Annotated in this window: 20 protein-coding genes; 19 read left to right on the top strand and 1 reads right to left on the bottom strand. The window is 62.5% G+C overall.

Going from position 1 to position 24,901, the window contains the following annotated elements:
- The first annotated feature begins 536 nt into the window (after window positions 1–536).
- The 18 genes from PQR67_RS34070 to PQR67_RS33985 all read left to right on the top strand — a co-directional run bounded on the left by PQR67_RS34070 (window position 537) and on the right by PQR67_RS33985 (window position 23,148).
- Window positions 537–4,631 (top strand): DUF3683 domain-containing protein, encoded by a 4,095-nt coding sequence (locus PQR67_RS34070; RefSeq protein WP_408467193.1) that lies wholly within the window; start codon window positions 537–539, stop codon window positions 4,629–4,631.
- Between the two features lie 34 nt (window positions 4,632–4,665).
- Window positions 4,666–5,094 carry an HIT family protein gene (locus PQR67_RS34065; protein ID WP_408467192.1) on the top strand — a complete coding sequence of 143 codons (429 nt, stop codon included), beginning with the start codon at window positions 4,666–4,668 and terminating at the stop codon, window positions 5,092–5,094.
- A gap of 161 nt (window positions 5,095–5,255) precedes the next feature.
- A complete protein-coding gene (locus PQR67_RS34060; RefSeq protein WP_408467191.1) occupies window positions 5,256–5,669 on the top strand; it encodes a gamma-butyrobetaine hydroxylase family protein in 414 nt (137 codons plus the stop codon).
- Between the two features lie 67 nt (window positions 5,670–5,736).
- Window positions 5,737–6,468 carry a bifunctional demethylmenaquinone methyltransferase/2-methoxy-6-polyprenyl-1,4-benzoquinol methylase UbiE gene (ubiE, locus tag PQR67_RS34055; RefSeq protein ID WP_408467190.1) on the top strand — a complete coding sequence of 244 codons (732 nt, stop codon included), beginning with the start codon at window positions 5,737–5,739 and terminating at the stop codon, window positions 6,466–6,468.
- Between the two features lie 38 nt (window positions 6,469–6,506).
- Window positions 6,507–7,499, top strand: coding sequence for a Tim44 domain-containing protein (locus tag PQR67_RS34050; RefSeq protein ID WP_408467189.1), 993 nt, complete (start codon window positions 6,507–6,509; stop codon window positions 7,497–7,499).
- A gap of 153 nt (window positions 7,500–7,652) precedes the next feature.
- A complete protein-coding gene (locus PQR67_RS34045) occupies window positions 7,653–8,297 on the top strand; it encodes a ubiquinone biosynthesis accessory factor UbiJ (RefSeq protein ID WP_408467188.1) in 645 nt (214 codons plus the stop codon).
- Between the two features lie 15 nt (window positions 8,298–8,312).
- Window positions 8,313–9,890, top strand: coding sequence for a ubiquinone biosynthesis regulatory protein kinase UbiB (ubiB, locus tag PQR67_RS34040; RefSeq protein ID WP_408467187.1), 1,578 nt, complete (start codon window positions 8,313–8,315; stop codon window positions 9,888–9,890).
- A gap of 23 nt (window positions 9,891–9,913) precedes the next feature.
- Window positions 9,914–10,537, top strand: coding sequence for a class I SAM-dependent methyltransferase (locus tag PQR67_RS34035; RefSeq protein ID WP_408467186.1), 624 nt, complete (start codon window positions 9,914–9,916; stop codon window positions 10,535–10,537).
- Window positions 10,538–10,717: 180 nt separating this feature from the next.
- The gene (locus PQR67_RS34030; protein WP_408467185.1) at window positions 10,718–11,122 is read left to right on the top strand and encodes an FmdB family zinc ribbon protein; all 405 of its coding nucleotides are present in this window, start codon (window positions 10,718–10,720) and stop codon (window positions 11,120–11,122) included.
- Window positions 11,123–11,197: 75 nt separating this feature from the next.
- The gene (locus PQR67_RS34025) at window positions 11,198–11,851 is read left to right on the top strand and encodes a DUF502 domain-containing protein (RefSeq protein ID WP_408467184.1); all 654 of its coding nucleotides are present in this window, start codon (window positions 11,198–11,200) and stop codon (window positions 11,849–11,851) included.
- 77 nt (window positions 11,852–11,928) lie between these two features.
- The gene (aspS, locus tag PQR67_RS34020; RefSeq protein ID WP_408467183.1) at window positions 11,929–13,728 is read left to right on the top strand and encodes an aspartate--tRNA ligase; all 1,800 of its coding nucleotides are present in this window, start codon (window positions 11,929–11,931) and stop codon (window positions 13,726–13,728) included.
- Window positions 13,729–13,908: 180 nt separating this feature from the next.
- The gene (nudB, locus tag PQR67_RS34015) at window positions 13,909–14,409 is read left to right on the top strand and encodes a dihydroneopterin triphosphate diphosphatase (RefSeq protein ID WP_408467196.1); all 501 of its coding nucleotides are present in this window, start codon (window positions 13,909–13,911) and stop codon (window positions 14,407–14,409) included.
- The gene (clsB, locus tag PQR67_RS34010) at window positions 14,406–15,665 is read left to right on the top strand and encodes a cardiolipin synthase ClsB (protein WP_408467182.1); all 1,260 of its coding nucleotides are present in this window, start codon (window positions 14,406–14,408) and stop codon (window positions 15,663–15,665) included. The genes nudB and clsB overlap by 4 nt, the downstream gene beginning before the upstream one ends.
- A gap of 226 nt (window positions 15,666–15,891) precedes the next feature.
- Complete coding sequence (locus PQR67_RS34005; protein WP_046566835.1) at window positions 15,892–16,491, top strand: TetR/AcrR family transcriptional regulator; 600 nt, start codon at window positions 15,892–15,894, stop codon at window positions 16,489–16,491.
- Window positions 16,492–16,587: 96 nt separating this feature from the next.
- Window positions 16,588–18,375 carry an acyl-CoA dehydrogenase C-terminal domain-containing protein gene (locus PQR67_RS34000; protein WP_408467181.1) on the top strand — a complete coding sequence of 596 codons (1,788 nt, stop codon included), beginning with the start codon at window positions 16,588–16,590 and terminating at the stop codon, window positions 18,373–18,375.
- Window positions 18,376–18,498: 123 nt separating this feature from the next.
- Window positions 18,499–20,934, top strand: a complete 2,436-nt coding sequence (locus PQR67_RS33995) for a 3-hydroxyacyl-CoA dehydrogenase/enoyl-CoA hydratase family protein (RefSeq protein WP_408467180.1) — start codon at window positions 18,499–18,501, stop codon at window positions 20,932–20,934.
- A 118-nt stretch (window positions 20,935–21,052) separates the two neighbouring features.
- The gene (locus tag PQR67_RS33990; protein WP_408467179.1) at window positions 21,053–22,252 is read left to right on the top strand and encodes an acetyl-CoA C-acyltransferase; all 1,200 of its coding nucleotides are present in this window, start codon (window positions 21,053–21,055) and stop codon (window positions 22,250–22,252) included.
- A 125-nt stretch (window positions 22,253–22,377) separates the two neighbouring features.
- Entirely contained in the window at window positions 22,378–23,148 is a 771-nt protein-coding gene (locus PQR67_RS33985; RefSeq protein ID WP_408467178.1) for an enoyl-CoA hydratase, read from the top strand.
- A gap of 58 nt (window positions 23,149–23,206) precedes the next feature.
- On the opposite strand, the gene fdhD is transcribed toward PQR67_RS33985, so the two are convergent.
- Complete coding sequence (gene fdhD / locus PQR67_RS33980) at window positions 23,207–24,046, bottom strand: formate dehydrogenase accessory sulfurtransferase FdhD (RefSeq protein ID WP_408467177.1); 840 nt, start codon at window positions 24,044–24,046, stop codon at window positions 23,207–23,209.
- Between the two features lie 158 nt (window positions 24,047–24,204).
- Here fdhD and PQR67_RS33975 point away from each other — a divergent pair, with 158 nt between their 5' ends.
- Window positions 24,205–24,681: a nitrate reductase associated protein gene (locus PQR67_RS33975; protein WP_120347551.1), complete on the top strand. Its 477-nt coding sequence runs from the start codon at window positions 24,205–24,207 to the stop codon at window positions 24,679–24,681.
- Window positions 24,682–24,901: the final 220 nt, after the last annotated feature.

Here is a 24,901-nt window from a genome sequence, read left to right as displayed (position 1 = left end):
GGAAGCCATGCGGGTGGCGCGGTGCGCTTTGTGAGACGGGAAAGGGTCAATGATAGCGCCAACGGTGCGCGCTCTGGCCTTCACCAAACCCTCGGCGTACGCCCGGGCGTCGTCGGCAAGAGGCCGCCCGACCGTTCGGTCTGGGAATTCTTCGCGTGCACGTGCGGCGCGGTTCTACCCAAAAACGCGCAAAACCCCGTCACCGCTCCGATTTCGGGCGTCAACGCGCGGCCGGATCATAAGGTAGAATTCCATTTTGGAATAAGGATCGGAAGATGCACTGGCAGCCTCGGATCGCCCACTTGATGCCCGTCCCGCGTGAGTCTTGCCCCGCGGCGGAGCGTCACGTCCGTCAGCGGCACCTCCGCCACGCGCGATCGTGTAGCTGTCTCTGAGTGCCGTGAAGCGACCGATGTGGGTAGGCCGTCGGTTGGGCTTCGCTCCCCAAGAAGATTTCCAGCATTGCGCCCCACGCGCACCGTCCGCCGACGCCTCACCAGTGAGCGCGCCCGGTTGACCCACCGAGTCGTCCGAACATGAACGCACCTCAAGTTTTCGATCCGCACGGGGCCGCCAACGCGGTGGCCGCCGATCCCGAAGCGCGTCTGCGCGAAATTCCCTACAACTACACGTCGTTCTCCGACCGTGAAATCGTTATCCGTCTGCTTGGCGACGAAGCCTGGGCGGCTTTGGCCGAACTGCGCGCGGAACGCCGCACCGGCCGTTCGGCGCGGATGCTGTACGAAGTGCTCGGCGACATCTGGGTCGTGCGCCGCAATCCTTACCTGCAAGACGACCTGCTCGACAATCCGAAGCGCCGTGCGCTGCTGATCGAGGCGCTGCACCATCGTCTGAGCGAGATTGAAAAGCGCCGTCGCGCCGATCTGGTCGCGCACGGCGATGAAGCGGGCATCGATCGGGCGGCTCGCGTTGAAACGCTGGTGGCGGCTGCGCGCCGCGCCGTCGACGATTTCGAGAGCGAGTTCCAGAAGACCTTCGATCTGCGCCGTCGCGCGAACAAGGTGCTGGGCCGCGTCACCGAGAAAGACAACATCAAGTTCGACGGCTTGTCCCGCGTTTCGCACGTGACCGACGCGACCGACTGGCGCGTCGAGTACCCGTTCGTCGTGCTGACGCCGGATACCGAAGCCGAGATCGCCGGCATGATCAAGGCCTGTTTCGAGCTCGGTCTGACGGTGATTCCGCGTGGCGGCGGCACGGGCTACACGGGCGGCGCGGTGCCGCTCACGCCGTTCTCGGCCGTCATCAACACGGAAAAGCTCGAACAGCTCGGTGCAGTCGAATTGACCGAACTGCCGGGCGTCGATCGCAAGGTGCCGACGATTTTCTCCGGCGCAGGCGTCGTGACGCGCCGCGTGACCGAGGCGGCTGAACAGGCCGGCTATGTCTTCGCGGTGGACCCGACCTCGCTGGATGCATCCTGTGTCGGCGGCAACGTCGCGATGAACGCGGGTGGCAAGAAGGCGGTGCTGTGGGGCACGGCGCTCGACAACCTCGCCTGGTGGCGCATGGTCGACCCGGAAGGGAACTGGCTCGAAGTCACGCGTCTGGACCACAACCTCGGCAAGATTCACGACATCGAAGTCGCGCGTTTCGAGCTGAAGTGGTTCGATGGCAGCCACGCACCCGGCGAAAAGCTGCTGCGCACGCAGGCGCTCGACATCAAGGGCCGTGTGTTCCGCAAGGAAGGTCTCGGCAAGGACGTAACCGACAAATTCCTCGCTGGTCTGCCGGGCGTGCAGAAGGAAGGCTGCGACGGTCTGATCACGTCGGCGCGCTGGGTGCTGCACAAAATGCCGGCGCATACACGTACGGTCTGCCTCGAGTTCTTCGGTCAGGCCCGTGAAGCGATTCCGAGCATCGTCGAGATCAAGGACTATCTGTTCGAAACGTCGAAGCAGGGCGGCGCGATTCTCGCCGGCCTCGAGCATCTGGACGAACGCTATCTGCGCGCGGTCGGCTACGCGACCAAGAGCAAGCGCAACGCGTTTCCGAAGATGGTGCTGATCGGCGACATCGTCGGCGACGATGCGGACGCCGTGGCGCAAGCGACCTCGGAAGTCGTGCGCATGGCCAATGGCAAGAGCGGCGAAGGTTTCGTCGCCGTCAACGCCGAGGCGCGCAAGCGTTTCTGGCTCGACCGCAGCCGTACCGCGGCGATTGCCAAGCACACCAACGCGTTCAAGATCAACGAAGACGTGGTGATCCCGCTCGACCGGATGGGCGAGTACACCGACGGCATCGAACGCATCAATATCGAACTGTCGATCAAGAACAAGCTGCAACTGGTCGACGCGCTCGAAGCGTTCTTCAAGGGCGGCAAGCTGCCGCTCGGCAAGAGCGACGACGCGAACGAAATCCCCAGCGCGGAGTTGCTCGAAGATCGCGTGCAACAGGCGCTCGATCTGCTGAAAAAAGTGCGTACGCGCTGGGAATTCCTGCGCGACAAGCTCGATCTGTCCTTGCGCGAGGCGCAGCACTATCTGGTCGGCCTCGGCTACGAAGCGCTGGCGGAGAAGTTCGCCGATCGCGCCGACGTGCAGCCGGATGCGAGTGTCTTCCACATCACGCAGGACCGTACGATTCGCGTGTCCTGGAAGCAGGAAATCCGCGCGGAACTCCGTCAGATCTTCAACGGCGGCGAATTCAAGCCGATCCTCGAAGAAGCCCAGGCGATCCACAAGAAGGTGCTGCGTGGCCGCGTGTTCGTCGCGCTGCACATGCACGCGGGCGACGGCAACGTTCACACCAACCTGCCGGTCAACTCCGACAACTACGAGATGCTGCAGGACGCCCACACGGCGGTCGCACGCATCATGAAGCTGGCGCGTTCGCTCGACGGCGTGATTTCCGGCGAGCACGGCATCGGCATTACCAAGCTCGAATTCCTGACCGACGAGGAAATCGGCGAATTCCGCGCGTACAAGCAGCGCGTCGATCCGCATGGTCGCTTCAACGCGGGCAAGCTGCTCGCAGGCGCGGATCTGCGCAACGCCTACACGCCGAGCTTCGGCCTGATGGGCTATGAATCGCTGATCATGCAGCAGTCCGATATCGGCGCGATTTCCGAGTCGATCAAGGACTGTTTGCGTTGCGGCAAGTGCAAGCCGGTGTGCGCGACCCACGTGCCGCGCGCGAACCTGCTGTACAGCCCGCGCAACAAGATTCTCGCGACCTCCTTGCTGGTCGAGGCGTTCCTGTACGAAGAGCAGACCCGCCGCGGCGTGTCGATCAAGCACTGGGACGAGTTCAACGACGTCGCCGATCACTGCACGGTCTGTCACAAATGCGTGACGCCGTGCCCGGTGAAGATCGACTTCGGCGACGTAACGATGAACATGCGCAACCTGCTGCGCAAGATGGGCAAGAAGAAGTTCAATCCGGGCAACGCGGCCGGCATGTTCTTCCTGAATGCGACTAACCCGCAGACCATCAACCTCGCGCGCACCGCGATGATGGGCATTGGCTACAAGGCGCAGCGCCTCGGCAACGACGTGCTGAAGAAGTTCACGAAGAAGCAGACGGCGCACCCGCCGGCCACCGTCGGCAAGCCGCCGGTCACGCAGCAGGTGATCCACTTCATGAACAAGAAGATGCCGGGCAATCTGCCCAAGAAGACCGCCCGCGCGCTACTGGATATCGAGGACAACAAGATCGTCCCGATCATCCGCAATCCGAAGACGACCACGGCTGACACGGAAGCAGTGTTCTACTTCCCGGGCTGCGGCTCCGAGCGGCTGTTCTCGCAAGTGGGGCTGGCGACGCAGGCCATGTTGTGGGAAGCGGGCGTACAAACCGTGCTGCCGCCGGGTTACCTGTGTTGCGGCTATCCGCAGCGCGGTTCGGGCCAGTTCGACAAGGCCGAGCAGATCGTCACGGACAACCGCGTGCTGTTCCACCGCGTGGCGAATACGCTGAACTACCTCGACATCAAGACGGTGGTGGTGTCGTGCGGCACGTGCTACGACCAGCTCGCCGGCTACGAATTCGAAAAGATCTTCCCGGGCTGCCGGATCATCGACATCCACGAGTTCCTGCTCGAGAAGGGTATCAAACTCGAAGGCGTGAACGGCGTGCGCTACATGTACCACGACCCGTGCCATTCCCCGATCAAGACGATGGACCCGGTCAAGCTCGTCAATCAGTTGATGGGTTCGGAGAAGGACGGCTACAAGATCGAGAAGAACGATCGCTGCTGTGGCGAGTCCGGCACACTCGCGGTGACGCGCCCGGACATTTCGACGCAAGTCCGCTTCCGCAAGGAAGAGGAGATGCGCAAGGGCGCGGCCAAGCTGCGTGGCATACCGTTGGTGGCCGAGACGGGCGCGAACGGGATCGATGCGGCCAATGCGCCGGCTGGCGTGGCCGTTGCGCCGAATGGCCCGGTGCCCAAGGCGGGCAACGGGGCGCAACCGGACGGCGCCACCGACGTCAAGATCCTGACGAGTTGCCCGTCCTGCCTGCAAGGGCTGTCGCGCTACAACGAGGACGCGGGCACCGAGGCGGACTACATCGTCGTCGAAATGGCGCGTCACGTGCTGGGCGAAGACTGGATGTCGGACTACGTCCAGCGGGCCAACAATGGCGGAATCGAGCGCGTGCTGGTTTAATGGCACGACTGACGATTCCTGCCTGAGGACAACGATGGACTGCGTTTTTTGCCGTGAAGAAGGCGGCGATGTGCTGTGGCAGGACGATACGCTGCGTGTCGTCCTCGCCGACGAACACGATTACCCGGGTTTTTGCCGGGTGATCTGGAACGCGCATGTCGCCGAGTTTTCCGATCTCGCCGAGACCGAGCGCGATCGGGTGATGCAGGCCGTGTACGCGGTCGAGCGCGCGATCCGGCGCATTCTTCAGCCGGTGAAGGTCAACCTGGCGAGCCTCGGCAACCAGGTGCCGCACGTGCATTGGCACGTGATTCCGCGTTTTTCGAACGACGCGCACTTTCCGTTGCCGATCTGGGCGCCGCGCCAGCGCACGGTGTCCGAGGCCATGCTGTCGTCGCGTCGAGCGCAAGCCACCTTGCTGCGCGAAGCGGTGCGGCAGGAAATCGAACAAGCTCTGGGCTGAGCGCGCCGGAATCTGCCGCAGCGCGCCGGGCTCGCCAACGGGCGGCGAAAACCTGGGCTACCCGGCGTACGACCCATGCCCCACAACCCGCCGCTTCGCGCCGGCCCTCCGAAGGGGCCGGGAAAACCGGTAGCGGCACGGCGTTTTCTTATGAGGTCATCATGGCTGGACTGACTCCCGATACCCCGGTGCCGACCGGCGTAGTCGTGCATTCCAAATCGCGCGTGCTTGAATTGCAATACGCAAACGGCGAAACGTACCGCCTGCCGTTCGAACTGCTGCGCGTGTATTCGCCGTCAGCCGAAGTGATGGGCCACGGGCCGGGGCAGGAGACGCTGCAAACCGGTAAGCGCGACGTCACGATCAAGATGATCGAAGGTGTCGGCAACTATGCGTTACAGCCGACTTTCTCCGACGGGCACGCCACCGGCATCTACTCCTGGGACCTGCTGCACGACATGGCTGTGCGTCAGGATGAACTCTGGCGCGATTATCTCGCCAAACTTCAGGCAGCCGGCGCCGACCGCGACGCCCCGATGGCGCCAGCCGGTGCTGCACACGGGCACTGTCACTGATACGATTCGCCCTGATCGCCGCACTGATGCGGCGCAACATTTCAGAATACGCGAAAGGACGAGCGCGATGAGCAAAACCCACTTCGGCTTTCAATCGGTCGACGAACAGGATAAAGCGCAGAAGGTGGCGGGCGTGTTCCACTCGGTCGCCTCCAACTACGACTTGATGAACGACCTGATGTCGGGCGGGTTGCACCGGGCGTGGAAGATGTTCACGATCGCCCAGGCCAACGTCCGGCCGGGCTTCAAGGTGCTCGATATTGCGGGGGGCACGGGCGATCTGTCGAAGGCGTTCGCCAAGCAGGCCGGCGAAACCGGTGAAGTCTGGCACACCGACATCAACGAATCGATGCTGCGCGTGGGCCGCGACCGCCTGCTGGATAAGGGCGTCATCACGCCGGCGCTGCTCTGCGACGCCGAAAAGATCCCCTTTCCCGACAATTACTTCGACGTGGTGACCGTGGCGTTCGGCTTGCGCAACATGACCCACAAGGATGTCGCGTTAGCCGAAATGCGTCGCGTGTTGAAGCCGGCAGGCCGTCTGCTGGTGCTGGAGTTCTCGAAGGTGTGGGATCCGCTTAAAAAGGTCTACGACGTCTATTCGTTCAAGGTGCTGCCGTGGCTCGGCGACCGTTTTGCGAAGGACGCCGAGAGCTACCGCTACCTGGCGGAATCGATCCGGATGCATCCGGACCAGGAAACTTTAAAAACAATGATGGAACAAGCGGGCCTGGACGGCGTCAAATATTACAATTTGTCAGCTGGCGTGGTAGCTTTACATGTAGGGACCAAATACTAGGGTTCCTAACCCATCGATTTTTAAAGGAAAGTACGAAAATGTCCGATTCAGGCGTGTTATCTCCCCGTAAGGTTAAGCGGTCGTTGGTGAGAAGAATCGGACTGATCGCGATGGTCGGTCTGATCATGGCCGGCTCTCTCGCCTCGCTCGATGCGGAAGCTCGCCGCATGGGCGGTGGCCGTAGTATTGGCCGTCAGTCGAACACGGTTCAGCAGCAGTCCGCTCCGTCGCAACCTTCCCAAAGCAATCAGGCCATGCAGCAGCGCGCACAGCCGTCGCCGGCGCCCGCGCCGACGCCGGCCGCGGCGCCTAACCGTTCGCGCTGGCTGGGGCCGATCGCCGGTCTCGCGGCCGGCCTGGGTATCGCGGCGCTGTTGTCGCACTTCGGCCTGGGTGGCGCGTTCGCAGGCGCCATGGCCAACATCATCGTAATTGCGGTCCTCGCGATGATCGGTATCTGGCTGGTCCGCCGCTTCATGGGCCGCAAGCGCGCTACGGCTCAACCGGCTTACGCGGGCGGCTCGCCGTCACTGAATGCGGGTGGCACCGGCTATACGCAGGAACCGCGTTACAACGCGCCGTCTACCGGCTCGTACCTCGAACCGCAAGGCAACCCGCTGAGCACGCCGTCCGTCAACGCTGCCCCGATTGTGCCGGCAGGCTTCGATTCGGAAGCGTTCCTGCGTAATGCCAAGGTGTACTTCGTACGCCTGCAAGCCGCGTGGGACGTGGGCAACACGGAAGACATCCGCGAATTCACCACACCGGAAATGTTCGCGGAAGTGAAGGTCGATCTGTCGTCGCGCGGCGCCGAATCCAATCAGACGGACGTGGTGCAGCTGAACGCGGAGTTGCTGGGTGTCGAAGAGCGCGCGAGCGAATATCTGGCCAGCGTGCGCTTCTCCGGCTTGATCCGCGAATCGGCGGGCGCGGCGGCTGAGCCGTTCGTCGAGGTCTGGAACCTGACGAAGTCGAACCGGGCGGGTGAAGGCTGGCTGCTGGCCGGCATTCAGCAGGTGGTGCAGCACTGAGGCTGCAGCGGCACAGAGCCGGGGCAGCGCTGCGCGCCTTGACTTTGCACACAGCATTGGCCGTTCGGCATAGCAGGCCGCGAAGCGAACGGACGTTACAATAGGAACCCGCGCGGGCACCTCGCCCGCGCGGGTTTTTTCTTGCCACTCTCAATGACCCTCGCCGCCAAGCCTTTCGCTGCTGCCGTCAATCACCTGCTCGCCCGCGAATCGTGGGCCCGAGAGCGCCTCGCCCCGTACGCGGGCAAGACCGCCAGGCTGTCCTGTCCACCGGTTACGCTGATGCTGCTGGTGCAACCGGACGGCTATCTGGGTGCGGTCGACGAAACCGATACGCCGCAGTTCGACGTGACCATCTCCGTGCCGTCCGATGCGCTGCCGGCCTTCGTACAAGGCGGCCAGGCAGGCGTGATGAAGCACGTGAAGATCGAAGGCGACGCGGAGTTTGCAACCGTTATCGCCAAGCTCGCCGAGCATCTGCGCTGGGAGCCGGAAGAGGATCTCGCCAAGCTGATCGGCGACGGTCCGGCGTGGCGGGTCGCGTCGGTCGTGCGTACAGTTGGCGAACACGCGCGGCGTACCGGGCGCAATCTGCTCGACACAGCCGCCGAATATCTCCTCGATGAGAATCCACAACTGGTGCGCAGCGCCGCGCTGGAAGACTTCAACGTCGAATTGGCCCGCGCCCGCGATGCTTTGGCGCGCGTGGAAAAGCGCATCGAGCGTCTCGAACAGAAGGTCGAAGCCCGCGGCGCTGATGCGCCGGGCGCCGCCGCCACGTCGCGCGGCACGCGCTAGTCACCGGGCACCACTATGCGTTTTCTGCGTTTCCTCAAGATTTTCTTCACGGTCATTCGATTCGGTCTCGACGAGATGATGCTGAGTCGCGTCAACGACCGGCGTGTGCGTCTATTGCTGCGTATCACCACCATCGGCCGCAAGTTCGAGGCCCCGCCGGGCGTGCGCTTGCGGCTCGCGCTCGAAAGCCTTGGGCCGATCTTCGTCAAGTTCGGCCAGGTGCTGTCCACGCGGCGAGATCTGCTGCCGGTCGATATCGCCAATGAACTGGCCAAACTGCAGGATCAGGTCCCACCGTTCGATTCGGCGGTGGCGATAGGGCTGGTCGAGAAGTCGCTCGGCGCCCCGGTCGACGTGCTGTTCGACGATTTCGAGCGGGTGCCGGTGGCGAGTGCATCGATCGCGCAGGTTCACTTCGCGAAGGTGAAAGCCGGGCAGCACGCGGGCAAGTCGGTCGCCGTAAAGGTGCTGCGGCCGAATATGCTGCCGGTGATCGACTCCGACCTGGCGTTGCTGCGCGATATCGCGGTGTGGGCCGAGCGCCTGTGGGCCGACGGCAAGCGCCTCAAGCCGCGCGAGGTGGTGGCCGAATTCGACAAGTATCTGCACGACGAACTCGATCTGATGCGCGAGGCGGCCAACGGCAGCCAGTTGCGCCGCAACTTCGCGGGGCTCGATCTGCTGCTGGTGCCGGAGATGTATTGGGAGTTCTGCACACCCACGGTGCTGGTGATGGAGCGCATGGTCGGGGTGCCGATCAGCCAGGTGGAGACTCTGCGCGCGGCGGGCGTCGATATTCCGAAGCTGGCGCGCGAAGGCGTCGAGATCTTCTTCACCCAGGTGTTCCGCGATGGTTTTTTCCACGCCGACATGCACCCGGGCAATATTCAGGTGAGCCTCGATCCGGCGCATTTCGGCCGCTATATCGCGCTCGACTTCGGCATCATCGGCGCGCTGTCGGATTTCGATAAAAACTATCTCGCGCAGAATTTCCTCGCTTTCTTCAAGCGTGACTACCACCGCGTCGCCACGCTGCATCTGGAGTCCGGCTGGGTGCCGCCTACTACCCGGGTCGAAGAACTGGAAAGCGCGATCCGCGCGGTTTGCGAGCCCTATTTTGACCGCGCGTTGAAGGATATTTCGCTCGGCCAGGTGTTGATGCGCCTGTTTTCGACCTCGCGCCGTTTCAACGTGGAAATCCAGCCGCAACTGGTGCTGCTGCAGAAGACCATGCTGAACGTAGAAGGGCTTGGCCGCTCGCTCGATCCTGAACTGGACTTGTGGAAGACGGCCAAGCCCTATCTCGAACGCTGGATGAATGAGCAGATCGGCCTGCGCGGCTGGTACGAGCGGCTGAAGATCGAGGCGCCGCAGTGGAGCAAAACGTTGCCGCAGTTGCCGCGCCTGATTCATCACGTGCTGGCTGAGCGTCACGACAACACGCGCGGCGCGAACGACGAGATGATTCGCCAGATTCTGTTAGAACAGAAACGCACCAACCGGTTGCTGCAAGGGCTGCTGCTGTTCGGCGTGGCGGTCGGCGTCGGTGCGGTGGCGGCGCGGGCGTTTCTGGCGTTCGCCTACGGCGCGTAATCCGGACCCACATTAGGTATTCCATGAGCGATCCGACCCAGCCTTCCGCCTCCGACTTTGCAAGCCGCGATCCCAATTCGCCGGAGTTCTGGAACGAACGCTTCGAGCGCCACCACACGCCGTGGGATCAGGCGGGCGTACCGTCGGCGTTCCAGTCTTTCGCTAACCGGTACAGCGGCGCCGCCGTGCTGATACCCGGCTGCGGTAGTGCCTACGAGGCGCTCTGGTTGGCCGGGCAGGGCAACCCGGTGCGGGCGATCGATTTCTCGTCAGCCGCCGTCGCGGCGGCGCGCGCGCAATTGGGTGCGCAACATGCGCAACTGGTCGAGCAAGCTGACTTTTTCACCTATGAACCGCCGTTTACGCCGGAGTGGATCTACGAGCGTGCGTTCCTCTGCGCGCTGCCGGTGGCGCGCCGTCCAGACTATGCGCAACGGATGGCCGCGTTGTTGCCTGTGGGCGCGCTGCTGGCGGGTTTCTTTTTCATCGGCGCGACGCCGAAAGGGCCGCCGTTCGGCATTGAGCGCGCTGAACTCGACGCGTTGCTCACGCCGCACTTCGACCTGATCGAAGATGAAGCCGTGAACGACTCGATTGCTGTTTTTGCTGGCCGCGAGCGCTGGATGACCTGGCGTCGTCGTGCTTGAGTGCGGCTTCACCGCGTTTGACGCATGCTCGAGGCGCACTTGATTCGATAGCCGCCGCCCCCATTTAGGTGAGCGGCGGCTGTGTCCGGCGTTTGTCCCCGAAATTCACGGGTGTCTAGCCATATACGGCTATAATTCAAAGCTTTGCAAGCGTTTACAAGATTTCAGTAGGGAAAGTTCATGCCGATTTACGCTTATCGTTGCGAGTCATGCGGCTTCGGGAAGGACGTGCTTCAGAAGATGAGCGACCCCCAGTTGACGCAGTGTCCCGAGTGCGGGAAAGACACCTTTCGCAAGCAGGTGACTGCAGCCGGTTTCCAGTTGAAGGGCTCCGGCTGGTATGTAACCGATTTCCGCGGCGGTAACGGCGGCGCGAACGCGCCGGCCAAGCCCGACGCGAATGGCAGCTCGAATGCGAATTCGGGCGAAAACGCCGCGGCCGGCAATGACGGCGCGGCGAAATCCGACACGGCTTCGGCCAACGGCACGGCCGCCGCCGCTTCACCGGGTGCAGCCGCAACGCCTGCTGCGCCCGCTGCCGCACCCGCCGCATCGGCGAGTTCGAGCGGTTCCGGCAGCGCCTAGTGGGACTGCCGTCCTCAGGGGCGGCGTACACGCCGCGCGTCGAATATCGGCTCGCGCGGCTTTCTGGCGGTACACATGACGACGAAAAAAACGACGCTCAAATCGGTGTTTCTGACTGGCCTGCTGGTGCTGGTGCCTCTGGCTATCACACTGTGGGTGCTCGGCCTGATCATCGGCACGATGGACCAGACGCTGTTGCTGTTGCCGGGCGCCTGGCAACCGGAACGCCTGTTCGGCTTCCGTTTGCCGGGTCTCGGTGCGGTGCTGACGCTGGCGTTTATCTTTGTCGTCGGGCTGTTGACGCAAAACTTCATCGGCCAGAAGCTCGTGAAGTGGTGGGAAGTCGTGGTCGCTCACATTCCGGTGGTCGGCCCGATCTACACCAGCGTGAAGCAGGTGTCGGACACCTTGTTGTCGAGCAGCGGCAATGCGTTTCGCAAGGCGCTCCTGATCGAGTACCCGCGCCGCGGTTCCTATACGATTGCGTTTCTGACCGGCATTCCGGGCGGCGACGTGGTCAACCACCTGAAAGAAGATCACGTCAGCGTGTATGTGCCGACTACGCCGAATCCAACGTCCGGCTTCTTCCTGATGGTGCCGAGGAGCGAAGTGATCGAACTCGACATGACGGTCGACGCCGCGCTCAAGTACATCGTCTCGATGGGCGTCGTGGCCCCGTCCGCGCCGCCGGCGCCGGTGCGCCGCACGACAGTCGAGCCTCCGCTGTAATGCCGGTGCGCAGCGTTTCAAGCCATGCCTGATTACTGCGCACCCGTTCAACTAATGCAAAACGAAAGACAAACATCATGTCGATGAGATCTGAATACTGTGGTCTGGTGACCGAAGAACTGCTGGGCCAATCCGTCTCGCTGTGCGGCTGGGTAAGCCGCCGCCGTGACCATGGCGGCGTCATCTTCATCGACCTGCGCGACCGTGAAGGCCTCGTTCAGGTCGTCTGCGATCCGGATCGCGCGGAGATGTTCAAGACTGCCGAAGGCGTGCGCAACGAGTTCTGCCTGCAGATCAAGGGTGTGGTGCGCGCTCGCCCGGACGGCACGACGAACGCGTCGCTCAAGAGCGGCAAGATCGAGGTGCTGTGCCACGAGCTGATCGTGCTGAACCCGTCGATCACGCCGCCGTTCCAGCTCGACGACGACAACCTGTCGGAAACCACGCGCCTCACGCATCGCGTGCTCGACCTGCGTCGCCCGCAGATGCAGCACAACCTGCGTCTGCGTTACCGCGTCGCGATGGAAGTGCGCAAGTATCTGGACTCGCTGGGCTTCATCGACATCGAAACGCCGATGCTCACCAAGAGCACGCCGGAAGGCGCGCGTGATTACCTCGTGCCGTCGCGTACCAACCCGGGCCAGTTCTTCGCGTTGCCGCAGTCGCCGCAACTGTTCAAGCAGTTGCTGATGGTCGCCAACTTCGATCGCTACTACCAGATCGTCAAGTGCTTCCGCGACGAAGACCTGCGCGCCGACCGTCAGCCGGAATTCACGCAGATCGACTGCGAAACCTCGTTCCTGTCGGAACAGGAAATCCGCGATCTGTTCGAAGCGATGATCCGTCACGTGTTCAAGGAAACGATCGGCGTCGAACTGGCCGAGAAATTCCCGGTCATGGAGTACTCGGAAGCCATGCGCCGCTTCGGTTCGGACAAGCCGGACCTGCGCGTCAAGCTTGAATTCACCGACCTGACGGATGCCGTCAAGGACGTCGACTTCAAGGTGTTCAGCACGCCGGCCAACACGAAAGACGGCCGCGTCGCCGCGATCCGCGTGCCGAAGGGCGGCGAGCTCTCGCGTGGCGATATCGACAGCTACACGGAATTCGTGCGCATCTACGGCGCGAAGGGCCTGGCGTGGATCAAGGTCAACGAAGTGGCGAAGGGCCGTGACGGTCTGCAAAGTCCGATCGTCAAGAACCTGCACGACGAAGCCGTCAAGGCGATCATCGAGCTCACCGGCGCACAAGACGGCGACATCATTTTCTTCGCGGCGGATCGCGCGAAGGTGGTGAACGACAGCCTGGGCGCGCTGCGTCTGAAGATCGGCCATTCGGAATTCGGCAAGGCCAACGGTTTGGTGGAATCCGGCTGGAAGCCGCTGTGGGTGATCGACTTCCCGATGTTCGAGTACGACGAGGAAGACAACCGCTACGTCGCCGCGCATCACCCGTTCACGAGCCCGAAAGACGAGCACCTCGAGTATCTGGAAACGGATCCGGCGCGCTGCCTCGCCAAGGCCTACGACATGGTGCTGAACGGCTGGGAAATCGGCGGCGGTTCGGTGCGGATCCACCGTGAAGAAGTGCAGAGCAAGGTGTTCCGCGCGCTGAAGATCAACGCGGAAGAAGCGCAAGCCAAGTTCGGCTTCCTGCTCGACGCGCTGCAATATGGCGCGCCGCCGCACGGCGGTATCGCATTCGGTCTGGACCGCATCATCACGATGATGGCCGGCGCCGATTCGATCCGCGACGTGATCGCGTTCCCGAAAACGCAACGCGCGCAGTGTCTGCTCACGCAGGCGCCGAGCGAAGTGGACGAGCGCCAGCTGCGCGAATTGCACATCCGTCTGCGTCAGCCGGAACCGAAGGTCTAAGCTGGATCAGACCGAAGCTGTCTGAAAACGACAGCAGGAAGCAAACGAAAAAGGCGCGTCATGCGCCTTTTTCGTTTTTTGCGTTACAGTCGATGCAACCGGTCTCGAGCGCTTACCGGACCGCTCATCGGACAACTTACCGACATGTACCGCGCAAGCATTGCGCCCAGTTTTTACGCCATGCCGAAACCGCCGAAAATCCCGCAATCCGTACTCGTCGTCATTCATACGACCGCCCTCGACGTGCTGTTGATCCGGCGCGCCGATCACGCGGATTTCTGGCAATCGGTGACCGGTTCGAAAGACCAGTTCGACGAGCCTTTCATTGAGACGGCGGTTCGTGAAGTGGCTGAAGAAACCGGCATTGTGGTCGGCAGTACCCTCGTGCCGCATAGCGCGTTGTTCGACTGGCAGTACGCGATCGAATATGAGATCTACCCTCAGTTCCGGCATCGCTATGCCGAGGGCGTTATTCACAACACGGAGCATTGGTTCAGCCTGGAAGTGCCCGAGCAGGTCGACGTGACGCTCGCGCCACGCGAGCACACGGCGTTCCTGTGGCTGCCGTATGAAGAGGCGGCCTCGCGCTGCTTTTCGTCATCGAATGCCGACGCGATCCTGCAATTGCCGAAGCGGCTTGCTCGGCGCCGCAATGGCCAGCACGAGGAGCGTGCCCGGTGAGCGTCGGCGGCGCGCGCCGTTTCGCGCGACTCCGGCAATCGCTGCTCGGCCGCCGCTATTGGCAACGCTACCGTTTTACCAGCGGCAACAATGTCAAGCTGCTGCGTTCCGGTGAGGAGTTCTTCGCCGCGTTGATCGAACGTATCGATGCGGCGCAGAGCGAAGTGGTTCTCGAAACCTATATCTTCTGTGACGACAGCGCGGGTGAGGCCGTCAGCGCGGCCTTGCTGCGCGCAGCCTCGCGCGGTGTGACGGTGCGCGTGATTACCGACGGAATCGGCACCGCGCGCTTGCCGATGTTCAACGAATGGCCGCTCGCCGGCATCGATCACCGCATCTACAACCCGCATCTGTTCGGCCGCTTCGGCTTCTCGCGTACGCACCGCAAGATCGCGGCGGTGGACGGGCAGTTCGGCTATTGCGGCGGCATCAATATCGTCGACGATTACGAGAACAACGGTGAGACGCTGCCATACCGGCGGTGGGATTTCGCGGTGGAATTGCAGGGGCCCGTAGTCGCCGATATCCGCCAGGCGTTCGAGGTGCAATGGCGGCGGATTCGCCTTGGGCATCGGCCGCCGGAATCTCTCGAAGCCGATCTCGCGCCGAAGACCATGGCGTCGCTCGGCACGCTGCGCCGCCGGCGTCGCAATCGAAACGAAGCGCTCTGGGCCGGCGGGCAACCCTGTGTGGCCTTCGTCGCGCGCGACAACCTGATCAACCGCCGCGCCATCGAAAAAGCGTATCTGACCGCAATTGGCCAGGCGCGCAGCGAAGTGCTACTGGCTAACCCGTACTTCATGCCGGGCCGCAAGCTGCGGCGTGCACTGGTATTCGCGGCGCGGCGCGGTGTCGACGTCAAGCTCATTATCGGGCGCAAGGAGTTCAAGGCGCTCGATTACGCCGTGCCGTTCCTGTATCGCGCGCTACTCAAGGCTGGCGTGCAGATCGCCGAGTACGAGAAAACCATGCTGCACGGCAAGGTCGCGGTGGTGGATTCGAACTGGGGGACAGTCGGTTCCTCGAACCTCGACGCGTTGAGCCTGATGCTCAACAACGAAGCCAACGTGGTGCTGGTCAACGATCCGTCGATCGACGCGCTGCGCGTTGCGATCCTCGCCGCGTTCAAGGATTCGCGCCCGATCGACGAGGCGCGCTACGAGGCCCGTCCGGCCAGCGAGCGGCTGCTCAACTGGCTGGCCTACACGGCTTACCGGGCGGCGATGAAGCTGTTGACGGTGGGGGGTTATGACTAGCGCTCCCACCTCTCTCACATAAGCGCAAGGGCGCGGTGTCAATGAATGGAAATAAGAGAAGGCAAACGCCTCTAAAAAATCTCCTTCGTCTGATTGACGGATGCCGCAGAATTGAAGCCAGGTTAGAAACCGGTTTCTAATAAAGTCCTTGTTTCGCGGACGGTCGCACACAATAATAGTACGGCCGTTCGATTTTCTTTCGGTCACATTAGAACGGTAAAAAGCTATGCGAAAAGGCGAACAAACACGAGTCGCGATTCTCGAAGCAGCACTTGATCTGGCAAGCCGCGACGGACTGGAAGGTCTGACGATTGGGCTGCTGGCCGAGCGCATGCAGATGAGCAAAAGCGGTGTGTTCGCGCATTTCGGGTCACGCGAGGATTTGCAGGTCGAAGTCGTGCGCGAATATCACCGTCGTTTCGAAGACGAGGTGTTTTTCCCGAGCTTGCGTGAGCCTCGTGGATTGCCGCGCTTGCGCGCGATGATCTCCCGCTGGATTGAGAAACGCATTCAGGAAGTCACCACTGGTTGCATCTACATCAGCGGCGCGGTCGAGTACGACGATCGCGGGGACAACCCGGTGCGCGAGCAACTGGTGTCGAGCGTGACGATCTGGCGTGCGGCGCTCACTCGTGCAATTTCGCAGGCGATGGAAGAAGGGCATCTGCGCGCCGATACCGATCCGCAACTGATGTTGTTCGAACTGTACAGCTTCACGCTCGGTCTGCATCACGACGCACGCTTCCTGCACCTGCCGGACGCTGTGCGCCTGACGTGGGCCGCGCTGGAAAAATTGATTGTTTCGTATCAGAGCGAAAGCCGTTAGCAAGGCCGTCGAAATCAAACAGATTCAGCGGCGCTGAAAGTCCGTTTCGTCGGATGAGCTAATAGCCAGGCTCCTTGTCAAACTTTGGAGAGAGTCATGGGACAGTACGCCGCGCCGCTGCGCGACATGCAATTCGTTTTGCACGAGCTGCTTAACGTCGAAGCCGAGATCAAGCAGATGCCGAAGCACGCGGATCTCGATGCGGACACGATCAACGCCGTGCTCGAAGAGGCCGGCAAGTTCTGTTCCGAAGTACTGTTCCCGCTCAATCACAGCGGCGACCAGGAAGGCTGCACGTACGTCGGCGACGGCGTCGTGACCACGCCGAAGGGTTTCAAGGAAGCCTACAAGCAATATGTGGAAGCCGGCTGGCCGGCACTCGGCTGCGATCCGGAATACGGCGGCCAGGGCTTGCCCGCATTCGTCAACAACGCGCTGTACGAAATGCTGAACTCGGCAAATCAGGCGTGGACGATGTACCCGGGCCTGTCGCACGGCGCGTACGAATGTCTGCACGCGCACGGCACGCCGGAACTGCAGCAACGCTATCTGCCGAAGCTGGTCGCGGGCGTCTGGACCGGCACGATGTGTCTGACCGAGCCGCATTGCGGCACCGACCTCGGCATTCTGCGCACCAAGGCCGAACCGAACAGCGACGGCTCGTACGCGATCAGCGGCACGAAGATTTTCATCTCCAGCGGCGAACACGATCTCGCGGAGAATATCGTTCACCTGGTGTTGGCGCGTCTGCCGGGCGCACCGAATGGCACCAAGGGTATCTCGCTTTTCATCGTACCGAAGTTCATCCCGAACGAAGCGGGCGAACCGGGCGAGCGCAACGGCGTGAAGTGCGGCTCCATCGAACACAAGATGGGCATTCACGGCAACGCGACCGCCGTGATCAATCTGGACAACGCGAAGGGCTGGCTGGTCGGTGAGCCGAACAAGGGCTTGAACGCGATGTTCGTGATGATGAACGCCGCGCGTCTGGGCGTCGGCATGCAGAGCCTGGGCCTGACCGAAATCGGCTATCAGAACTCGCTCACGTACGCGAAAGAGCGTCTGCAAATGCGCTCGCTGACTGGCCCGAAAGCGCCGGAAAAAGCCGCTGACCCGATCATCGTGCACCCGGACGTGCGCCGCATGCTGCTCACGCAGAAGGCCTACGCCGAAGGCGCGCGCGCGTTCTCGTACTGGTCCGCGCTGCACATCGACAAGGAACTGTCGCACGCCGATGAATCGGCGCGCAAAGAAGCTGCCGATCTCGTCGCGCTGCTCACGCCGATCCTGAAGGCGTTCCTGTCCGACAACGCGTTCGAAAGCACCAACCACGCCATGCAGATCTACGGTGGCCACGGTTTCATCACCGAGTGGGGCATGGAGCAATACGTGCGCGACGCGCGTATCAACATGATCTACGAAGGCACCAACGCGATTCAGGCGCTCGACCTGCTCGGCCGCAAGATCCTCGGCGACATGGGCGCCAAGATGAAGAAGTTCGGCAAGCTGGTGTCGGATTTCGTCGAAGCAGAAGGCGTGAAGCCGGAAATGCAGGAGTTCATCAACCCGCTCGCCGACATCGGCGAAAAGGTCCAGAAGCTGACGATGGAAATCGGCATGAAGGCCATGCAGAACCCGGACGAAGTCGGCGCTGCCGCCGTGCCGTATCTGCGCACCGTCGGCCACCTGGTGTTCTCGTACTTCTGGGCGCGCATGGCACGTATCGCGCTGGATAACGAAGCATCGGGCGATCCGTTCTACAAGGCGAAGCTGGCTACCGCACGCTTCTACTTCGCGAAGCTGCTGCCGGAAACGGCGATGACGATCCGTCAGGCGCGCGCCGGTTCGAAGTCGATGATGGACGTCGAAGAGTCGCTGTTCTAAGGCACCTACCTTACGGCAAGCGCCACGCCCTCAAGCGGCGTGGCGTCTTCCACCGCCACCAGCCACACATCGCGAACGTAAGAGACCCATTCGCGACACCGCATAACTCCCCGGAGGAACAACGTGAGCAATCTGATCATTCGCAAGGTAGCCGTGCTCGGCGCCGGCGTGATGGGCGCGCAGATCGCCGCGCACCTGATCAACGCCAAGGTGCCCGTGCTGCTGTTCGACCTGCCTGCAAAAGAAGGCCCGAAGAACGCGATTGCCCTGAAGGCGATCGAGAATCTGAAGAAGCTGTCGCCCGCGCCGTTCGGCGTGAAAGACGACGCGCAATACATCCAGCCGGCGAATTACGACGACGACATCGAGAAGCTCGCCGAGTGCGATCTCGTGATCGAAGCGATCGCCGAACGCATGGACTGGAAGCACGACCTGTACAAGAAGGTGTCGCCGCACATCGCACCGAATGCGATCTTCGCGACCAACACGTCGGGTCTTTCGATTACCGAACTGTCGAACGGGTTCTCGGATGAACTGAAGGCGCGCTTCTGCGGCGTGCACTTCTTCAATCCGCCGCGTTACATGCACCTGGTCGAACTGATCCCGACCGCGACGACGCGTCCGGAAATTCTCGATCAACTCGAATCGTTCCTGACGAGCGTGGTCGGCAAGGGCGTTGTGCGGGCGAAAGACACGCCGAACTTCATCGCCAACCGCGTCGGTATTTTCTCGATCCTCGCAGTGATTACCGAGGCCGCGAAGTTCGGCCTGCGCTTTGACGAAGTGGACGATCTGACGGGCTCGCGTCTGGGCCGCGCGAAGTCGGCAACGTTCCGCACGGCGGACGTGGTCGGTCTCGACACCATGGCGCATGTCATCAAGACGATGCAGGACACGCTGAAAGACGATCCGTTCTTCCCGGTCTATGAAACGCCGCCCGTGCTGGCCGAACTCGTGAAGAAGGGCGCGCTCGGTCAGAAAACCGGCGGCGGTTTCTACAAGAAGGAAGGCAAGGCGATCAAGGTGCTCGACCCGAAGACGGGCACGTATGTCGACGGTGGTGCGAAGGCGGACGAACTGGTCGGCCGTATTCTGAAGCGCCCGCCGGCAGAGCGTCTGAAGCTGTTGCGCGAATCGGAGCACCCGCAGGCACAATTCCTGTGGTCGATTTTCCGCGATGTGTATCACTACATCGGCGTGCATCTGGAGTCGATCGCCGACAACGCGCGCGACGTCGATCTGGCGATTCGCTGGGGTTTCGGCTGGAACGAAGGTCCGTTCGAAGGCTGGCAGACGGCCGGCTGGAAGCAGGTCGCCGAATGGGTGCAGGAAGACATCGCGGCGGGCAAGGCATTGTCGAACGTGCCGCTGCCGTCGTGGGTGCTGGAAGGCCCGGTTGCCGAGAAGGGCGGCGTGCATACGAACGAAGGTTCGTGGTCGCCGGCTTCGAAGACGTTCGTGCCGCGTTCGTCGCTCTCCGTGTATGACAAGCAGGTGTTCCGTGCGCCGCTGGTTGGCGAAACGGCAGCCGATCCGAAGACCTACGGCAAGACGCTGTTCGAAACCGACGCCGTGCGCGCGTGGGTCGACGACCGTGCAGGCGAGAACGACGTGCTGATCGTGTCGTTCAAGAGCAAGATGAACACGATCGGACCGTCGGTGATCGACGGTCTGACGCAAGCGATCGACCTGGCTGAGAAGGACTACAAGGGTCTGGTCGTGTGGCAGCCCACGTCGCTGAAACTCGGTACGCCGGGCGGCCCGTTCTCCGCGGGTGCGAACCTCGAAGAAGCCATGCCCGCGTTCATGATGGGCGGCGCGAAGGGCATCGAGCCGTTCGTGAAGAAATTCCAGCAAGGCATGCTGCGCGTGAAGTACGCGAGCGTGCCGGTCATCTCGGCGGTGTCGGGCATCGCGCTCGGCGGCGGCTGCGAACTGGCCTTGCATAGCGCGAAGCGCGTGGCGCACATTGAAAGCTATATCGGTCTGGTCGAAGTCGGCGTGGGTCTCGTCCCGGCCGGCGGCGGTCTGAAGGAAGCGGCACTGCGCGCAGCGGAAGCCGCGACCGCAGCCGGCGCGACCAACGACCTGCTCAAGTTCGTGCAGAAGTCGTTCGAAAACGCGGCGATGGCGAAGGTCTCGGCCTCCGCACTCGACGCCGGCGCCATGGGCTACCTGAAGCCGTCCGACACGATTGTCTTCAACGTGTTCGAACTGCTCGACATCGCGAAGAAGGAAGCGCGTGCGCTGTCCGCCGCGGGCTATCGTCCGCCGCTGCGTGTCACGCAGGTGCCGGTGGCCGGTCGTTCGGCGATCGCAACCATCAAGGCTTCGCTCGTCAACATGCGCGACGGCCGTTTCATCAGCGAGCACGATTACCTGATTGCCGGCCGTATCGCGGAAGCGGTGTGCGGTGGTGATGTGGAAGCAGGCAGCCTCGTCGACGAAGAATGGCTGCTCAAACTCGAGCGTCAGGCGTTCGTCGATCTGCTCGGCACGCAAAAGACGCAGGAACGGATCATGGGCATGCTGCAAACCGGCAAGCCGGTGCGCAACTAAGTGCAATAAATTGCATGGGACGGGAGTAAGAGCTTTGCATGGGACCAGAGTAACGCGCTAAAGCGCGAACTCTGGTCGACAGCTAAAGCGCTAACTCCCGTCGACAAAGGAGCTTTAAATGACAAAGCAATTGCAAGACGCATACATCGTCGCCGCGAGCCGCACGCCGATCGGCAAGGCGCCGCGCGGGATGTTCAAGAACACGCGCCCGGACGAACTGCTGGTGCACGCGATCAGGTCGGCCGTGGCACAAGTGCCGGGCCTCGATACCAAGGTGATCGAAGACGCCATCATCGGCTGCGCGATTCCGGAAGCGGAACAAGGGTTGAACGTCGCGCGCATGGGCGCACTGCTGGCGGGCCTGCCGAACACGGTGGGCGGCGTCACGGTGAACCGTTTCTGTGCTTCGGGCCTGACCGCGCTCGCCATGGCGGCTGACCGGATTCGCGTGGGCGAATCGGACGCGATGATCGCAGGCGGCTGCGAATCGATGAGCATGGTGCCGATGATGGGCAACAAGCCGTCGATGTCGCCGCATATCTTCGATCGCAATGAAGACATCGGCATCGCCTACGGCATGGGCCTGACGGCAGAGAAGGTCGCCGAGCGCTGGAAGATCAGCCGTGAAGCGCAAGACGCGTTCTCGGTCGAATCGCATCGCCGTGCCATCGCCGCGCAGCAGGCCGGCGAGTTCAACGACGAAATCGCGGCGTACACGATTACCGAACGTTTCCCCGATCTCGCCACGGGCGAAGTGAAGGTGAAGACGCGTGAGGTCGCGCTCGACGAAGGTCCGCGTGCGGAAACGTCGCTGGAAGGTCTGGCGAAACTGCGCGCGGTGTTCGCGAACAAGGGTTCGGTGACGGCGGGTAACAGCTCGCAGACATCGGACGGCGCGGGCGCGTTGATCGTCGTGTCGGAAAAGATGCTGAAGGAATTCAACCTGACGCCGCTCGCCCGTTTCGTCAGCTTCGCCGTGCGCGGCGTGCCGCCGGAAATCATGGGTATCGGCCCGAAGGAAGCGATTCCGGCCGCGTTGAAGGCCGCCGGCCTGAAGATCGAGGACATGGACTGGATCGAACTGAACGAAGCGTTCGCCGCGCAATCGCTGGCGGTGATTCAGGACCTCGGTCTCGATCCGTCGAAGATCAACCCGCTTGGCGGCGCGATCGCTCTCGGCCACCCGCTGGGCGCGACGGGCGCGATTCGTGCGTCGACGGTTGTGCACGGCCTGCGCCGCCGCAACTTCAAGTACGGCATGGTGACGATGTGCGTCGGCACCGGCATGGGTGCGGCGGGCATCATCGAACGTCTGTAAGCGTGTTTGCCCAGGTCCTGACAGTGATCCTTGCAGCGACCCCTTAAGGACCGCGGAAACGGTTCGCAGGCCACCCGGCTTGCGAACCGTTTTTTCCATTCAGCAGCAATGAGGAGTACGAGGAGATGACGATGGATATTCTGGTCGAGCGCGCCGACGGCGTGCTGACGATTGCCTTCAACCGTCCCGACAAGAAAAACGCAATCACGGCCGCGATGTATCAGACGATGGCCGACGCATTGGTCGAAGCACACGGCGACACATCGATCCGGGCGATTTTGATTCGCGGCAGCGCCGGCATCTTCAGCGCCGGCAACGATCTCGAAGACTTCATGAAGACGCCGCCCGGCGGCGAAAACTCGCCGGTATTCCAGTTCCTGCGCGCCATCAGCTCGGCGGAAAAGCCGGTGGTGGCGTCGGTGGCGGGACCGGCAGTCGGCATCGGCACGACGCTCCTGCTGCACTGCGATCTGGTTTATGCGGCCAATACGGCGAGCTTTTCGCTGCCGTTCAGCCAGCTCGGGCTGTGTCCGGAAGCGGCGTCGAGTTTGCTGTTGCAACGCGTGGCCGGTTATCAGGCCGCGGCGGAAAAGCTGCTGCTCGGCGAAGCATTCGACGCCGCCGAAGCGCAGCGCATGGGCTTCGTGAATCGCGTGCTGCCCGCGGCTGAACTCGAAGCCTTCGCCGTCGCGCAGGCGGCAAAGCTGGCTGCGCTGCCGGCTTCGTCGCTGCGGGTGACGAAGAGTCTGATGAAGCGGGCGAGCCAGCAGGAACTGCAAACGCAGATGGCCGAGGAGGCGGTGCACTTCGGCAAGATGCTGCTCGCGCCGGAAGCGCGCGAGGCGTTCAAGGCGTTCTTCGAGAAGCGCAAGCCGGACTTCCGGCAGTTCGACTGAACGGGTTGCGCGGCGGGTGGATTCAGGCGCCTGAAAATAAGTCAGGCGCCTGAGGCGCTCAAGGTTGTGCCGACAGCGCGGTGTCGTAATCGACGTAGCTGGTTTCCCGGCAGAAGCTGACAAGCCGTACGCCCGCTTTGCGGGCAATCGCAATCGCCAGCGACGACGGCGCCGAGATCGTCGCGACCATCGGCACGTCGACGCGCGCCGCCTTGCGCACCAGCTCGTAGCTGGCGCGGCTCGACAGAAACACAAAACCTTCACGGGTATCCGCGCGGTCGAGCACTAACTGGCCGATCAGCTTATCGAGCGCGTTGTGACGGCCAACGTCTTCGAACGCGTAGCGAATCGCGCCTGCCGCGTCGCACCATGCGGCGGCATGCAGGCCACCGGTCAGACGCGTGAGCGCCTGGTGTTCCGGCAACTCGCGCGCGGCACGAGCGATCGCATCCGGCGCAAGCCGTTGCAGAAAACCCGTGTCCGGCACGCGTTCCGGTTCCAGATCCAGCAGATCGATGCTTTCGATCCCGCATACACCGCAGCCGGTGCGCCCGGCGAGCGCGCGGCGTTTTTCCTTCAGCGCGACGAAGGCCTGCTGCACGACCTTCAATTGCACTTCGGCATGCGGCAATTCGTCATCGTCGTGCAGTTCGACCTCGATGTCCTGAATGTCGCTGCCCCGTTCCACGATCCCTTCCGAAATCGCAAAACCGACCGCGAACGCTTCCAGATCGCGCGGCGTGCACATCATCACCGCGTGCGAGATGCCGTTGAAGACGAGCGCCACCGGCCATTCCTGACCGACGTGATCGGTGACGGTTTCGACCGCCGCGCCGCGATGCCGGCGCACCTCGCGCTCCACGGCGCCGGGCTGTCCGGCTGTTTCCAGTTCGTTCAAGCGATTTCACTCCTTTCATGCCGCGCGCGTTCGAGCGGCTTGCAGCCTTGCCCGGCGGCGCGAAGCAGCACCAGACCACACCGCTATCGTGCGAATAAGGTTCTAAAATACCTCAAGCTGGGCTTGCGTGTCGCCCGCCACCAAAGGGGAATACTGTCATGGCACTCAACGAAGCACCGCTTCTGTTCAACTTCGAAGTCGCGTCTTCGGAGAATTTCACTTTTATCCCGATGTCGGTGCGTTTCAATCTCGATCGTTTCGGGTTGCGCATCACGCTTGAGCAATGGCAGTTGCTGCCACTCGAAGACCGCAAGCTGCTGGCGCGATTTCCTGTCGAGGAAGACACGGAAATCGAGCCGAATTTCGACCACGCGCTGTTCGAAATGCTGCGCACGCACGCGAATGTCGAGCCCGAGTGGTTCACGCCCGAGGCAGCGCCCGTCTGGCGCCGCACCGATGCCGTACCCGAGGGTGTCGCGCATCAGGCCGGACTGGCCGGCATGGCCGTGCCGGGTGTTGCTCAGTGGGCCGAACTCGAGCCGTTCAAGCGCTATGTACTGGCCAAATTGTCGCGTAAGCCCGAAAGCAACCACGACTTCGTTCCCGCGATGAAGGAATTTGGCGCGGCCGGCTAGGCGCGGCCGGCCAGGTGCGGCCGGCCAGGGAGGGGCTCGCCACGTGGCCCCAACCACGCGCCCCCAACCCAATCCCCTAATTATTTCTCCTCCACCCCTCAATCTGTTCCGAGCCCTGCCGTTATCCATGGGTTGGCGCGTAAAAAGATTCGACCCGGTGTGATCCGACACACCGAAAGCGACCTCGCGCTCCCGCCCTCAGAACGATTGACGTTCGGAA

It is taken from the genome of Paraburkholderia fungorum (assembly GCF_046026025.1).
GTDB lineage: Bacteria > Pseudomonadota > Gammaproteobacteria > Burkholderiales > Burkholderiaceae > Paraburkholderia > Paraburkholderia fungorum_E.
This window is presented reverse-complemented; position numbering and strand designations above follow the sequence as displayed.